The organism is Campylobacter concisus, assembly GCF_001891085.1.
Taxonomy (GTDB): domain Bacteria; phylum Campylobacterota; class Campylobacteria; order Campylobacterales; family Campylobacteraceae; genus Campylobacter_A; species Campylobacter_A concisus_O.
Map to the genome: position 1 here is coordinate 1 of NZ_JXUP01000007.1, position 13,169 is coordinate 13,169.

Annotated in this window: 17 protein-coding genes, 1 tRNA gene and 1 pseudogene; 7 read left to right on the plus strand and 12 right to left on the minus strand. The window is 37.5% G+C overall.

Annotation, left to right across the window (positions count from 1 at the left end):
• Positions 1–411 precede the first annotated feature (411 nt).
• The gene (locus TH67_RS07255) at positions 412–786 is read right to left on the minus strand and encodes a RidA family protein (RefSeq protein WP_072594996.1); all 375 of its coding nucleotides are present in this window, start codon (positions 784–786) and stop codon (positions 412–414) included.
• Positions 787–882: 96 nt separating this feature from the next.
• On the opposite strand from TH67_RS07255, the gene TH67_RS07260 reads away from it, so the two are divergent.
• The gene (locus tag TH67_RS07260; RefSeq protein WP_021091958.1) at positions 883–1,356 is read left to right on the plus strand and encodes a hypothetical protein; all 474 of its coding nucleotides are present in this window, start codon (positions 883–885) and stop codon (positions 1,354–1,356) included.
• 32 nt (positions 1,357–1,388) lie between these two features.
• Here TH67_RS07260 and TH67_RS07265 read toward each other — a convergent pair whose 3' ends face one another.
• The 3 genes from TH67_RS07265 to TH67_RS07275 all read right to left on the minus strand — a co-directional run bounded on the left by TH67_RS07265 (position 1,389) and on the right by TH67_RS07275 (position 4,356).
• Entirely contained in the window at positions 1,389–1,949 is a 561-nt protein-coding gene (locus tag TH67_RS07265; protein ID WP_072594997.1) for a Fe-S-containing hydro-lyase, read from the minus strand.
• 9 nt (positions 1,950–1,958) lie between these two features.
• The gene (locus TH67_RS07270; protein WP_072594998.1) at positions 1,959–2,804 is read right to left on the minus strand and encodes a fumarate hydratase; all 846 of its coding nucleotides are present in this window, start codon (positions 2,802–2,804) and stop codon (positions 1,959–1,961) included.
• 241 nt (positions 2,805–3,045) lie between these two features.
• Positions 3,046–4,356 (minus strand): hemolysin family protein, encoded by a 1,311-nt coding sequence (locus tag TH67_RS07275; RefSeq protein WP_223154647.1) that lies wholly within the window; start codon positions 4,354–4,356, stop codon positions 3,046–3,048.
• 201 nt (positions 4,357–4,557) lie between these two features.
• Here TH67_RS07275 and TH67_RS07280 point away from each other — a divergent pair, with 201 nt between their 5' ends.
• A complete protein-coding gene (locus tag TH67_RS07280; protein ID WP_072594999.1) occupies positions 4,558–5,871 on the plus strand; it encodes a sodium-dependent transporter in 1,314 nt (437 codons plus the stop codon).
• A gap of 44 nt (positions 5,872–5,915) precedes the next feature.
• On the opposite strand, the gene TH67_RS07285 is transcribed toward TH67_RS07280, so the two are convergent.
• Positions 5,916–6,362 carry a DUF411 domain-containing protein gene (locus TH67_RS07285; protein ID WP_072595000.1) on the minus strand — a complete coding sequence of 149 codons (447 nt, stop codon included), beginning with the start codon at positions 6,360–6,362 and terminating at the stop codon, positions 5,916–5,918.
• A gap of 108 nt (positions 6,363–6,470) precedes the next feature.
• Between TH67_RS07285 and TH67_RS07290 the strand changes: the two genes are divergently transcribed.
• The 5 genes and pseudogenes from TH67_RS07290 to TH67_RS07310 all read left to right on the plus strand — a co-directional run bounded on the left by TH67_RS07290 (position 6,471) and on the right by TH67_RS07310 (position 10,681).
• Positions 6,471–7,439 (plus strand): putative transporter, encoded by a 969-nt coding sequence (locus TH67_RS07290; protein ID WP_072595001.1) that lies wholly within the window; start codon positions 6,471–6,473, stop codon positions 7,437–7,439.
• Positions 7,440–7,881: 442 nt separating this feature from the next.
• A complete protein-coding gene (locus TH67_RS07295; protein ID WP_021091964.1) occupies positions 7,882–8,685 on the plus strand; it encodes a M48 family metallopeptidase in 804 nt (267 codons plus the stop codon).
• 123 nt (positions 8,686–8,808) lie between these two features.
• A pseudogene (locus tag TH67_RS07300) lies at positions 8,809–9,171 on the plus strand (GNAT family N-acetyltransferase); the annotation flags it as partial.
• A 22-nt stretch (positions 9,172–9,193) separates the two neighbouring features.
• Positions 9,194–9,281: transfer RNA gene (locus TH67_RS07305), tRNA-Ser, on the plus strand.
• A gap of 209 nt (positions 9,282–9,490) precedes the next feature.
• Positions 9,491–10,681 (plus strand): tyrosine-type recombinase/integrase, encoded by a 1,191-nt coding sequence (locus TH67_RS07310; RefSeq protein ID WP_072595002.1) that lies wholly within the window; start codon positions 9,491–9,493, stop codon positions 10,679–10,681.
• Here TH67_RS07310 and TH67_RS07315 read toward each other — a convergent pair.
• The 7 genes from TH67_RS07315 to TH67_RS07350 all read right to left on the minus strand — a co-directional run bounded on the left by TH67_RS07315 (position 10,655) and on the right by TH67_RS07350 (position 13,168).
• Positions 10,655–10,837 (minus strand): helix-turn-helix transcriptional regulator, encoded by a 183-nt coding sequence (locus tag TH67_RS07315; protein WP_072595003.1) that lies wholly within the window; start codon positions 10,835–10,837, stop codon positions 10,655–10,657. The two genes, TH67_RS07310 and TH67_RS07315, sit on opposite strands and share 27 nt — an antisense overlap.
• Before the next feature lie 171 nt (positions 10,838–11,008).
• Positions 11,009–11,455 (minus strand): YopX family protein, encoded by a 447-nt coding sequence (locus tag TH67_RS07325; protein WP_072595005.1) that lies wholly within the window; start codon positions 11,453–11,455, stop codon positions 11,009–11,011.
• Between the two features lies 1 nt (position 11,456).
• Complete coding sequence (locus tag TH67_RS07330; RefSeq protein WP_072595006.1) at positions 11,457–11,714, minus strand: hypothetical protein; 258 nt, start codon at positions 11,712–11,714, stop codon at positions 11,457–11,459.
• Entirely contained in the window at positions 11,714–12,202 is a 489-nt protein-coding gene (locus tag TH67_RS07335) for a hypothetical protein (RefSeq protein ID WP_141081777.1), read from the minus strand. Before TH67_RS07335 ends, TH67_RS07330 begins: the two co-directional genes overlap by 1 nt.
• A 10-nt stretch (positions 12,203–12,212) precedes the next feature.
• Positions 12,213–12,473 carry a hypothetical protein gene (locus TH67_RS07340; RefSeq protein WP_072595008.1) on the minus strand — a complete coding sequence of 87 codons (261 nt, stop codon included), beginning with the start codon at positions 12,471–12,473 and terminating at the stop codon, positions 12,213–12,215.
• Between the two features lie 10 nt (positions 12,474–12,483).
• Positions 12,484–12,933 (minus strand): hypothetical protein, encoded by a 450-nt coding sequence (locus TH67_RS07345; protein WP_257638061.1) that lies wholly within the window; start codon positions 12,931–12,933, stop codon positions 12,484–12,486.
• Positions 12,920–13,168, minus strand: a complete 249-nt coding sequence (locus TH67_RS07350) for a hypothetical protein (protein WP_072595010.1) — start codon at positions 13,166–13,168, stop codon at positions 12,920–12,922. Before TH67_RS07350 ends, TH67_RS07345 begins: the two co-directional genes overlap by 14 nt.
• Position 13,169 lies beyond the last annotated feature (1 nt).

Genomic DNA, 13,169 nt, shown 5'->3' on the forward strand with positions numbered 1-13,169 from the left:
TGAAGTTTTTAAATCAAAAAAACTTTTAGTTTATTTATTAGTTGTCTAATCTATTATAATTATAAATAATAGACTGGCTCAATCGATCACTTGTTTAGATTCAAAGATTGACTAATAGTTTAACAATTGTAAGTTAAAAGAACAACGATAAAAAGAAAAGGCTTTATTAACCAGTGAAARAAGTTAAAGGTGGTTTCTCGTTTCGTGAGCTGGAATTATATATGAGCAATACTTAAAGACAGTTGAAATAATTAGGGAATTTGAGAAAAAATTGTTGGCGATTAAAAATTTTAAAGTATGTATTTTTATTAGTAGGTTTATAGGGTTTAGTTTTTGAAGTATAAATTTGGAGAGTTTTTGCTCTCCATTATAATTAAGCATTAAATTATGTGAACTTTTACACAACATCTATTAATAAGCCGCGATAAGCTCTATTTCCACAAGTGCGTCTTTTGGCAAGGTCTTAACAGCTACTGTACTTCTAGCAGGATAAGGCTCTTTAAAAAATTTAGCATACACAGTATTTACTTTAACAAAATCCGCCATATCTGCTAGAAATATTGTAGTCTTTACAGCATTATCAAAAGTAAGTCCTACTTCAGTCAAGATATTTTTTAAATTTTCAAGTGATTGCTCAGCTTGGGCCTCTACGCTACTACCTGCAAACTCACCCGCTGGTGTGACACCAAGCTGACCTGAGATAAACAAAAATCCATTTGCGCTAATAGCTTGAGAATATGGCCCAATCGCTTGTGGAGCATTTTTTGTTGAGATTTGTTTTTTCATATTTTCTCCTTTTGAAATTTTTTAAAATCCTACTATAAATTTTCTAAATTTTTAGTCTCTAAAAGCTATAATGGACAAAATTTCAAAAGGATGAAGATGCAAAATATACTCGCACCAAATGAGTTTTTAGATGATTATGTGCTCGGTGCTGAGTTGGCTAAAAATGCTGGCATCTCATCAAATGCTTATCTTTTTTGGAAAAACGTCATAAGTGCTAAATTTGAAAACTCAAGAATAGTTTTTCTTAGAAAAAATAGCATTCCAGTCAAATTTCAAAACACTATAAAAACCTGTACGCCTTTAAATGGCCTTATTCCAACAGGCGTATTTTGCTCTTTTACCTCGCTTGCTCCTTCTCATCTTGTAGCAAAAAATGGCTCTAAGATCTACGAGCTCTTTAAATTTCATGAGATTTGCGGCATCAAATTTATAGACTTGAAGAAATTTTATGATGATTTTAATCTTAGCTATTCTTATAGAATTTACATTGAAAAGTGTAAATTTTTCTCACCTGCTCCATTTGAAAAACGCATAAAATTAACTGAAACGATGTGTCTTGGATATTATTAAAGTCCGCTAGCTAGCTTGCTAGCGGGATAAATTTATATCTTTTTGTAAGGAGCTTGGCCAACTTCGTAGAAGTTATTGCCCTCGCAGTCAATGGCAACTATTGCTGGGAAATCCTCAACTGTAAGCCTTGCAACTGCCTCTGGTCCTAGTTCTGGATAAGCCAGTACCTCATATTTTTTGATACTTTGGCTAATGAGCGCTCCGATACCACCGATAGCAACCATATAAACACAGCATGATTTTTTCATAGCATCGACTACTGCGTCACTCCTGTAGCCTTTACCGATCATACCATTTATACCAACTTCATTTATCATAGTTGGGGTGTATTTATCCATTCTGCCGCTTGTTGTTGGGCCTGCTGCGCCGATAGCTTGATTTGGTTTAGCTGGAGTTGGTCCGACATAGTAGATAGTCTCACCCTTTAGTTCAACTGGTAGCTTCTCTCCGCGCGCCAATGTTTCAGTAAGTGCCTTATGTGCAGCGTCACGAGCTGCTATGATAGTGCCTGATATTAGGACGTTATCGCCTGCTTTTAGGCTTTTTACTACCTCTTTATCAAATGGTGCTGTTATTCTTTTTACTTCTGACATTTTCTCTCCTTAAAGCTCGGCATCTGCGTGGCGCGCAGCGTGGCAGTTGATGTTTATAGCAACAGGAAGACCTGCTATGTGGGTTGGATACCACTCGACATTTACTTTTACGGCAGTAGTATCGCCACCAAGCCCTTGAGGACCAACGCCGGTTTTACAAGCAAGCTCTAGTAGCTCGTCTTCTAATTTGGCATATCTTGGATCAGAATTTTTACTATCGACTGAACGAACTGCCGCCTCTTTTGCTAAAATTGCTGCCTTATCCATCGTACCGCCTATGCCAACACCTATTGTTAGTGGAGGACAGGCGTTTGGTCCAGCATATTTTACAGCTTCTAAAAAGACTTTTTTTACACCCTCTATACCATCAGCTGGCACAAGCATTTTTAAAACTGATTTATTCTCACTACCAAACCCTTTTGGAGCTACTTTTATCTTTAGCTTATCTCCTGGCACGATTCTAGTGTGAATGACAGCTGGAGTGTTATTTGTGGTATTTTTTCTCTCAAATAGTGGCTCAGCAACGACTGACTTTCTTAGATAACCTTCAGTGTAGCCTTCCGCAATACCCTCATTTATCGCATCTTCAATATAACCACCTTCAATATGCACATCTTGGCCGATCTGCACGAAAACAACCGTCATACCGGTGTCTTGGCAGATAGGTGCAACGCCCTCTTCCGCAAGCTTAGCATTTTGTAAAATTTTGCCCAAAATATCTTTGCCAAGCGACGAGCTTTCGCTACTTTGAGCCTTTGTAAAAGCAGCCTTTAAATCTGGCGTCACAACATAACAGGCCTGTTTGCAAAGCTTGGCAACGACTTCTCTTATATCTTTTACATTTATTATTCTCATCTTTACTCCTCATAAAAAACAATTTTTAATTATATTAACTATATTTAAAATTTAAGATTAAATTTTACTGCTGTATATCTACTCGAAAAAATTTATATGAGTTTATTTTGTTTGGCCACAACTAGAAGACTTGTCTAAAACAAATTTAATGAAATAAATGGTGGCGAAATTGAGCCTAGAGCATCACAATATTGATAGAAATTTACATAACATGGCTTATTTAAGCCATAAATATATAAATTTAAGATTGAATGCTCTCCTCTTCATTTTTTATCTTTTTTCTAACTTTTACGCGTGAGATACTAGCTCCATCCATCTTTCTTACTTCGTAGTAGCAGTTTTCATCCTCGATCTTATCGCCCACAACTGGCAAACGACCGATTAAGTTGAAGACATATCCACCGATTGTAACTTGATCTGTCTCTTCATCAAAGCTTATACCAAGAACCTCTTCAACGCTCTCTAGATCGTATCTGCCTTGAAATTCATAAATATTGTCATTTATCTTTTTGTAGTGCTGATCGACTTCATCATGCTCGTCATTAAAATCACCAAGCACCTCTTCCATTATATCTTCCATCGTAAGAAGTCCGGCTGTGCCGCCATATTCATCAACTACGAGTGCAGCCGAAATTTGCTCTTTATTCATCATTACAAGCACTTTTGAAATAGAAAGGCTCTCAGGCACGATGACAAATTTACGAACAATTGAATCAAAACTCTTCTCTTTATCTTTACTAAAGTGGAGCTGCAAAATATCTCTAATGTGTATCATGCCCAAAATGATATCTTTTGAGCCGTCTATATAAGGAAAGCGAGTGTATTTTGATTCAAATACGACTTGCAAATTCTCTTCAAAGCTCTTTTGTTTATTTATGCAGATCATATCGCGCCTTGGCGTCATGATCTCTTTTGCAACTGTGTCACTAAAATCGACTGCATTTTTAATGATCTCAGTCTCAAAGCTATCAAGCACGCCGCCCTTTAAGCTCTCACCAACGATGATTTTTATCTCTTCTTCAGAGTGCGCTAGCTCATTTTCTTTAGCTGGCTGGATACCTAAAATTTTAAGTCCAATGGTCGCTAAAATATCAAAAAGCTTAATTACAGGCGAAAACAGAACCCAGAAAAAGTGAAGTGGGCGAGCAATTTTTAGTACTGAAGTCTCAGCCTTTGCGATAGCAACTGACTTTGGCACAAGCTCACCCATTACAACATGAAGTAGCGTAATGAGCGTAAATGCAATCGCAAAACCAACCGTATGAACTAATATATCGCTAAAGTTGAAGAAATTTTTAAGTGGAGCTTCTATAAGTCTTGCGACTGCTGGCTCACCGATCCAACCAAGAGCAAGTGAGCTTAGTGTGATACCAAGCTGAGTGGCACTAAGATAAGTATCAAGCTTGTTCGACATCTCGAAAGCAAGCTGAGCGTTTGGCTTTTTCTCTTTGATAAGCTCTTCAAGTCTAGACTTACGAACTTTAACAAGAGAAAATTCTGATAAAACAAAAAAGGCATTTAGTAAAATGAATACAATGGCAAGTATTACCATTAAAAGCGAATTATCGCTACTGGGGTTCAATTATGATCCTTAAGAGTTAAAAATTTTTGCCTGATTATAGCGAATTTATATTTAGCGGTCAAATTATCCACGCCCAAAAGTAACAACATTTCTTAAATTTAAGATTTATAAAAAGTTCTTAAATCATATTTTGATAACATTATTTTCATCACTAAATTTATGGATTTTACAATGAGCAAAAAGAATTTTTCATCGCGTTGGGCCTTTATATTGGCCTGTGTTGGATCAGCAGTTGGCATGGCAAATGTCTGGGGCTTTCCTTACAAACTTGGCACAAATGGCGGTGCAGCGTTTTTACTCATCTATGTTTTTTTCATAGCTCTTTTTTCATACGTTGGTCTAAGTGCGGAGTATGCGATTGGCAGACGTGCAAAAACTGGTACGCTTGGATCATATAAATATGCTTGGCAAAGTAGAAATTTAGGCGTATTTGGTAGTATTATTGGCTGGCTTCCGCTTGCTGGCTCACTTTGTATAGCCATCGGCTACGCAGTCATCATCGCCTACGTACTAAAAGCCCTTACTCAGGCGCTTACTGGCTCATTTATGAGCGTTGATACGAATGTTTGGTTTAACTCATTTGCACTTCAAGATTACTCAGTCTTGCCTTATCATTTTATCATCGTTGTTGGCACGCTTCTTACACTATTTTTTGGGGCAAAAAGTATTGAAAAAACAAATCAAATAATGATGCCACTGTTTTTCGTATTGTTTAGCATTTTGGCTATAAATGTCGCAATGCTACCAAATGCATTTGATGGATATAAATTCCTTTTTATCCCTGACTTTAGTAAGCTTGCAGACCCAATGGTATGGGTTTCTGCGATGGGTCAAGCCTTTTTCTCACTCTCTATCACAGGATCTGGCATGATAGTTTATGGGGCTTACCTTTCAAAAGATGAAGATATCGTTGAGAGTGCTAAAACTACGGCCTTTTTTGATACTATTGCGGCTCTTGTGGCGGCTCTTGTTATGATCCCAGCGGTCTTTGCCTATGCTATGGATCCAGCCGAAGGTCCAAAGCTACTTTTTGTAACGCTTCCAAAAATTTTACAAAATATGATCGGCGGTCAAATTTTTGCGATCATACTATTTACAGCAGTCATCTTTGGCGGTATCACCTCACTTCAAAATATGTTTGAGGTCGTGGCTGAGTCGCTTATGCATAAATTTCCGTTTCTTAATAGATTTTGGACACTCACGCTACTTTGTGCAGTTTGCTTTGGCATAGGAGCATTTATGGAGCCTATTAGCAGTTGGGGGCCTTGGATGGACTTTGTGTCGATCTATATTATTCCAATCGGTGCAGTAATCGGTGCTATTTCTTGGTTTTGGATTATTAAAAAAGATGAAATTTTAGATGAGATAAATTCTGGAGCAAATAAATCTTATGGTAACTTCTGGTATTTTGTTGGCAAATTTATCTACGTCCCGCTAACATTTCTACTTTGTATCATAGCCGTAAGTAAGGGAATTTCTTTTTAAATTTAGCTCACCAAAAAATAAGCTAAATTTAAAAATTTTTGAAGTTATCTTAGTTTTTTTGTGCCAATATAAGTGGCAAAAATTTCTTGTGAGCCATCTTTTTTAAATAAAATAACATCGTATTGCTCGGCTTTACTGCCTTGTTCCATGCCTTGACTCTCCATCGGCATGCCAGGTACTGCGATACCAACTACATCTTTTGGCTTAAGCTCTAGTAGGCGCTTTACCTCATCGGCTGGAACGTGACCTTCAACGACGTAGCCATCAACGATAGCTGTATGGCAGCTTGAAAGCTCTAGCGGTACGTTAAATTCTTTCTTAACTTTAGCTATATCATCTACTTTTATGACCTCTTCGCTAAATCCAGCCTTCTGCATCGCCTCACCCCAACTAGTACAGCATCCACAAGTTGGGCTTTTATAGACCTTCATATCAGCCGCGAACGCAAATGTTGCAAAAAAGCCAAGAGCCAAAAATGCTAATTTCTTCATCATTTTCCTTTACATAAAATTTGCAAAATGATATAGCTCACATTTAAATTTTATATAAATGCTTAATATTGCTTGCTATAATTCGCCAAAATTTATAAAAGGCACTTTATGTTTTCATCATTTTTTAAAGATAAAAAATGGGCACGCTGGGCTTATGGCGGGGCACTATTTATCATCTTGCTACTTGTTTATCAAACTCATTTAAATGTCCGCATTAACGAGTGGTATAAAAATTTCTACGACATCGTGCAAAACTCAAAAGATCATGATGTAAGTGAGTTTTGGCGAGAAATTTTTAACTTTATAAAAATCGCTATGCCTTACGTCGTGACTTATACTGTGATCTCGTTTTTTGCTAGCCACTGGGTCTTTCGCTGGAGAGAGGCGATGACGTTTAGATATCTAAAATTTTGGCAAAACTGCAAAAGTGACATCGAAGGTAGTTCGCAGCGTATCCAAGAAGATGTCTACCGCTTTGCCAAAATAATGGAAAGCCTTGGCGTGCAGGTTTTAAGAGCGATCATGACGCTAATTGCCTTTATACCAGTGCTTTGGGAGCTAAGTAAGAGTGTGAGTTTACCTTACATCAAAGATATCGAAGGCTCACTTGTTTATATCGCTTTAATAATTAGCATCGGTGGCTTAATTATTTCGTGGTTTGTGGGCATTAAACTCCCGCATATCGAGTATAACAACCAAAAAGCAGAAGCGGCGTTTAGAAAAGAGCTAGTTTACGGCGAAGATGATAAGTCTAAATTTTGCCAACCAAACATCATGCTAGAGCTTTTTACGGGCGTAAAGTTAAATTACTACAAACTATTTTTGCACTACGGCTACTTTAACCTTTGGCTCATCTCATTTTCACAAATTCTTGTCATCGTACCTTATATCATTATGGGAAATGGCCTATTTAGCGGTGTTATAACGCTTGGTGTGCTTATACAAGCTAGCAACGCTTTCTCGCAAGTCAGAGAGAGTTTTAGCGTCTTTATCGACAACTGGACGACGATAACAGAGCTAAGATCTGTAAATAAACGTTTGAGAGAATTTGAGAGAAATATAAACTATAAGGCGTAAGGGTAAATTTACATACCAAATAAACTCTAGTAAATTTTAAAATTTCATGAGCGAGTAATTTCGGCTCTAAAATTTGAGCTAAGCGATAAGCGAAGCCAAATTTTAGTAGTTAATTATTAGGGGTGAATGAAAGTTTAAAATTTGCAAAATAGCTTTATTAAATTCTTAAATTTCTTTTTATTTAAAAGGGAGACAAGGGGGACTTGAATTACGAAGCCGTCCCCTTATCCCCCTTTTTAAATCCCCTAAACCCCTCGCACGTTAGGAGTGGCATGCAATCGTGCTGGCGCACTGCATGCGCTTTATCATCAGGCAAGCGTCAGACAAATTTTAAAATTTGAAAAATAGTAAAAATCGCAAAATTTAAATTTCGCCCTTCGTTTAACAATGCATATCTAACTCAGGCTATAATACGCAAAATTTTAGTCCAAAAAGGATAAAAATGAAAAAATTTTTACTTACATTGTTAGCGACTAGCTTGCTCTTTACTGGCTGTTCAAGCGTTACAAAAGCAGGCGTTGTTGGTGCTGATCGTAAGCAATTTATGTTAGTCTCATCAGAAGCTATGGAGCAAAGCTCGGCCCAAGCCTACGTCAAGACGCTAACAGCTGCTAGAAGTAAAGGCGAGCTAAATGTCGATCCAATCCTTACAAAAAGAGTTCAAGATATCGCTAAAAGGCTCATCGCTCAAACTGGTGTTTTTAGAGATGACGCTCTAAAATGGAAGTGGCAAGTAAATGTTATTAACGAGGATACGCTAAATGCTTGGTGTATGCCAGGTGGCAGGATAGTCGTTTATAGTGGCATCATAAAAAGGCTAAATTTAACAGATGCACAGCTAGCTGCAGTCATGGGACACGAGATCGCACACGCTCTTAGGGAGCACAGCAGAGAGCAAGCAAGTGCTGATCAGATGAAAAGTATCGGCATCTTTGCAATAGCTACAGCTACTGGCCTTGGCGATCTTGGAGCTAATGCTCTAAATTTAGCTAGCGAATACACCATATCTCTGCCATTTTCACGATCTCACGAAACTGAGGCTGATCATATCGGTACTGAGCTAATGGCAAGAGCCGGATACGATCCAAAAGAAGCGGTCGAAGTCTGGGTAAAAATGAGCAAGATGAGTGGCGGAAAGGTGCCTGAAATTTTAAGCACTCACCCATCAAATGAGAGCAGGATCAAGGACTTAAAAGAGATCGCAGCAAAGCTTGAGCCAGTATATCAAGCAGCCAAAAAAGGCTAGGCTTCAAAAAATTTGAGCGATCTTGAAATGGTTGCTCAAATTTATAACTAGTACATTTTAAAAAACTATGACCGCTGATATTCGGCTAGTTAGCAAGAGTCTTGGTTTAAAGTTCACAACAACTCTCGCCCAATCTTTGTCTATAAAGAAAATGGTGAAATTTTAGGTTACTGCTCGCTAAGTGACTTTAATCCCAAGATCGCTTACGATATAAGCGTAGGGATAAGCATATATGTCGCTAAAAAGGCTCTTGACATGGGCATTAGCAAGCAGCTTTTAGCCCACAGCCTAGATGAAGTAAAGAAGCTAAATTTAAAAAATATCATCGCACTAATCTTTAGCAAAAATAAAGCAAGCCTTGGGCTATTTTTAAAATTTGGCTTTGAAAAATGGGGTGAATTGCCCAGTATTTGTCTGATGGATGGCAAGTACAAAGATGTCGTTATCTTGGGGCTAAACTTTAAAAACCAAGCATTAAGCAAATAAAGATATAATTCCACTTCTTCATGGGTAGATGTCCGAGCGGTTTAAGGAGCACGCCTGGAACGCGTGTGTGGGGCAACTCACCGAGAGTTCGAATCTCTCTCTACCCGCCACCATATTAAGAAATACATAGAATTATTAAGCAAATTACAGCAATAAAATCTCGATTTTAACAATAATTTAAAGCATTATCTCATAAACTTACGGCAATAAAAAGAAACAAAAAGCAAGTAATAGCAAAGACTTTTTAGCTGACTTTTGGCTGATCGCTTTTAAAAAAGTAGCTAAAAATATAAAAATAGTCAGCCAAAAAGGATTATAAATGCCTAAGTTATCACGCCAATTAACGATCACACAGTTTAAAAATCTAAAAGCCAAAGAGAAGCCATATTTTATCAGCGACGGTGATAACCTGCTAATTAAGATAATGCCAAATGGCACAAAGTTTTTTATGTACGAGTTTAGAGAAAACGGAAAGCGGCACCGCCTAACTCTTGGGAAATACGATGAAATAAGCCTAAGCGAAGCAAGAGATAAAAGAAGTGAGCTAAGATCAAAACTCAATCAAGGCGAGAGCCTAACACAAACAGCAGAAAAAACAAAATTTAAAGCAGTTTTTGAAGCGTGGTATAAAACAAAAAGTAAGTTGAGTGAGAAGCAGCAGTTTTGGGTAAAAAGGCGGTTTGAAACGTTATTATTGCCAAAACTTGGCGAAATGGATATAAAAGAGATAAGCAGAAGAGACATAATAGCTGCCATTAGCCCACTACTAGAGGATGAAAAACTAGAAACAGCCGATAGAGTGTTAAGTATATTAAACGGCTTTTTCAAATATGCTCTATTGCACGAGTATGTAGATCACAATATAATAGCAGATATTGACAAAAAAACTCTACTAGGGCGTAGAGAAGTGAAACATTTTGCATACTTAAAAAATGATGATGAAATAAGAGCCGTATTAATGGCGATAAGAGATTATTTTGGAGATATAAGAGTAAAAACATGTGCGATATTTCAACTATATACCGCAGTAAGAGGGCAAAACGCTAGAAATGCCAAGTGGTCGCAGATAGATTTTGAAAATTGCCTTTGGCATATCCCAGCAGACGAGATGAAAATGGCAAAGCCCCACGAAGTGTTTTTAAGTAAAAGTGTAATCAACCTATTAAAAACATATCGTGAGCGCTTGCCTTTAAAAAGTGAGTTAATTTTTCCGTCCATAAAATCAAACGTCGCTCCGTTAAGTGATAATACTATCCGCATAATGCTTAGAAATTTAGGCTTTAACAAAGAGACGGTAACGCCACACGGCTTTAGAGCTACGTTTAGCACGATCGCCAACGAAAACATTGATAAGCACGGCTGCAATAGTGATGTTATCGAGCTTTGCCTCGCTCACGTTGAAAGTAACAAGGTTAAAGACGCATACAACCACGCCAAAAACCTAAAAGCAAGAGCTAAGCTTATGCAGTGGTGGAGTGATTATTTAGATAGCTTGGGTGGCTTTGCCTGATTTGTAGGCACGTATAGATTTTAGGGAGTAATAAATTACCCTGGAGTTTATTTTGTTGGCGATTATTGCACCTTGTTTCACTTTGTCATAAAGTGATCGTGCAGAGATGCCTAGCTCTTTTAAGGCTTCATCGCGCGTAATAAATGTATCGCTCATTTCCTCTCCTTAATATAATCTTTCAAATCTCGCAATGCGTGCCGTAAATAGCGGACGTCACATTTAAATAAAAGAGCTTGTATTCGCTCAACTAAATTTATTTTTTCATTGTGTGCCTCGCAAAACGCCTCTAAACTTGCAAGGGCTGCTAAATGTTTTTCTCTTTCTGGGCTACTCATTTAGCAACTCCTTGTTTTCGTAAATATTACCGATGACTACCCAATCGCCAAGCTCGTTTAGGATAAAATTAGGACCATCATCATTTAGGGGCTTTACCAAGAACTCTGATAAGAAAAACACAATAGTTCCCATTTGTCCATCTTCTAAATTATTATCTAGCGGGTAAGGGGCGCATGAATTAAATTTGACAATATCGCCCTCATAAATTTCTTTGCCGTTTTTGTCCTTTAGACCAGTATATTGCATAATCTTAACTTTGCGAAAAGAGACCTCGAAACTTGTTTGCTCTTTTTCACTCCAAAGCGTAACTGTTTCGCTCGCGAGATTTATATATATTATTTCATATATTCCCCTCGGAAATTTTTTATATCCTAACGTTATCCCGTTTAATAATCTTTGGCTGGAGCATAAAAATGCTCTAAATTTAATCTCTCTCATATTATCCCCCCTCTGCAAAACGAGCAGTTACATCTATTACTTTTTTCTTTATGAAGCCTTTAGGGTCTTTTTTAAACTCCTTAAACCTATATAATATAAGAAAAGGTAAAGTTACAAAGAACGTATACAAAAAGAAAATACCAAGCCCTATGTAATAAACTAGCTTGCTTAAAAAATTAAAGGCTACTATTAACATTGCACCTACACAAGTTACAGCTACCACTATACATACTAAGACGCTTTCATATATGTCTTTCATCAGTTCTCCTTTAGTTTAAATCCAAGAGCGTAGATAGGTTTCCAGCTAAGAGTATCGTGATATGGTGCAAGCTTCTTGTTAATATCACTCATAGTAATCCTAGTAGGGTATATATGAGGCTCTTTAGAGATAAAGTCAAAGACTTCAAAGTACCACAAGACGTCCTTAATATTGATAAACTTTTTCTCTACTTCTTCTATTGGGTGTAGACTTTTATCACTAAACCTATAATAGTATTGGTTTACCTCTCTAATCTCATAGGTAGTAACATCTGGTGTATCTACATCACTTCTTAAAACAAGGACATCTCCTACTTCAAACTTAGCAGCTTCATTAGGTTTTATCCTGTATTCCTCTCTATCAAAATCCCAAGTATCCGTGCCTTTTTCAAACCAGCGTCGAAAAATGGTATCATAGGCTTCCACAGGCTTACCCTCTGCATAAGCTGTGATAAGCTTTATCTTTTCTTCTAGTGTTATCTTTTTCATTATCTCTCCCTTAATTTTTAGTGTTTTTATGTTCTGCATTTTTCCTAATATATGCGTCAATAAATAGTATTGCCATTGTTAACAACAAGGACAACGCTATCACGTGCACTCCTCGCCAAAATATAACACCGTCAGTAAGGTAGAAAACTGCGGTAAATAGAAATGTCAAACTGCCAACAAAGGCAAGTATCACTATGATACAGTTTGCTAGCGGAGAGGCTTTGTCAAAAGCCACCAGTGAGCAGCAAACTTCTCTTAAAAAAATTTTCATTGTTACCCTTTCAAATATTCTCAATATAAAAATAAGCCAGCGTTTGGCTATCCTCTGCCTCTTTACGGTATTTCGTATCGCAACTTTTGTTCGATATATACGCTATCTTGTCTTTATTCTCCGCGTAAAAACTAGCCAGTATTGGTGCCAGCCTTTGCCCTTTGCGTTCATTTGGTGCTAAACGCAAATAAAGCAGATCGCACGCTAGTTGTGGAGCTGTCGTGCTAAAGCTTTGCTTGACAATACTCGCCTTATTATCCAAAGCATTTATTTGAGTTTCTATCCGCCTTTTAAAAGCGTGATAGTGTCCTACTATTGGCGTCATCGCCTCTATTAGCTCATCAATAAATTTGCTCGCTTTTTTATTGATAAATAGCCCTAGCTCCTCGGTGCTATCCATTTTGAGGAATGAGTATGCCATTATAAAAATAGCAGCGTCTTTTATCTCAGCCGTTGTCATCGCTCGCTCCATTTAGGTTTTTGCCTTTTAGTATTTGTAGCACCTCTTGCTTTGAAAATTTAGAGGCTGGACTTAGCTCGATTTTGCTAAGCCAGTAGTGATCTAGTTTTTCGCAGTAGTATTTCATCGCACTTTCAAAGTTTAACCGCTGTGGCAGTGGTACGCCTATTTTAAACGTGCCTTTTACTAGCTTCATCTTATCTTTTGCGCTCATAATTGCTTCGCCGTAAGTCATA

Coding starts and splice junctions, on each gene's coding strand:
- TH67_RS07255 (WP_072594996.1), bottom strand. CDS start 786: ATGAAAAAACAAATCTCAACAAAAAATGCTCCACAAGCGATTGGGCCA.
- TH67_RS07260 (WP_021091958.1), top strand. CDS start 883: ATGCAAAATATACTCGCACCAAATGAGTTTTTAGATGATTATGTGCTC.
- TH67_RS07265 (WP_072594997.1), bottom strand. CDS start 1,949: ATGTCAGAAGTAAAAAGAATAACAGCACCATTTGATAAAGAGGTAGTA.
- TH67_RS07270 (WP_072594998.1), bottom strand. CDS start 2,804: ATGAGAATAATAAATGTAAAAGATATAAGAGAAGTCGTTGCCAAGCTT.
- TH67_RS07275 (WP_223154647.1), bottom strand. CDS start 4,356: ATGGTAATACTTGCCATTGTATTCATTTTACTAAATGCCTTTTTTGTT.
- TH67_RS07280 (WP_072594999.1), top strand. CDS start 4,558: ATGAGCAAAAAGAATTTTTCATCGCGTTGGGCCTTTATATTGGCCTGT.
- TH67_RS07285 (WP_072595000.1), bottom strand. CDS start 6,362: ATGAAGAAATTAGCATTTTTGGCTCTTGGCTTTTTTGCAACATTTGCG.
- TH67_RS07290 (WP_072595001.1), top strand. CDS start 6,471: ATGTTTTCATCATTTTTTAAAGATAAAAAATGGGCACGCTGGGCTTAT.
- TH67_RS07295 (WP_021091964.1), top strand. CDS start 7,882: ATGAAAAAATTTTTACTTACATTGTTAGCGACTAGCTTGCTCTTTACT.
- TH67_RS07310 (WP_072595002.1), top strand. CDS start 9,491: ATGCCTAAGTTATCACGCCAATTAACGATCACACAGTTTAAAAATCTA.
- TH67_RS07315 (WP_072595003.1), bottom strand. CDS start 10,837: ATGAGCGATACATTTATTACGCGCGATGAAGCCTTAAAAGAGCTAGGC.
- TH67_RS07325 (WP_072595005.1), bottom strand. CDS start 11,455: ATGAGAGAGATTAAATTTAGAGCATTTTTATGCTCCAGCCAAAGATTA.
- TH67_RS07330 (WP_072595006.1), bottom strand. CDS start 11,714: ATGAAAGACATATATGAAAGCGTCTTAGTATGTATAGTGGTAGCTGTA.
- TH67_RS07335 (WP_141081777.1), bottom strand. CDS start 12,202: ATGAAAAAGATAACACTAGAAGAAAAGATAAAGCTTATCACAGCTTAT.
- TH67_RS07340 (WP_072595008.1), bottom strand. CDS start 12,473: ATGAAAATTTTTTTAAGAGAAGTTTGCTGCTCACTGGTGGCTTTTGAC.
- TH67_RS07345 (WP_257638061.1), bottom strand. CDS start 12,933: ATGACAACGGCTGAGATAAAAGACGCTGCTATTTTTATAATGGCATAC.
- TH67_RS07350 (WP_072595010.1), bottom strand. CDS start 13,168: ATGACTTACGGCGAAGCAATTATGAGCGCAAAAGATAAGATGAAGCTA.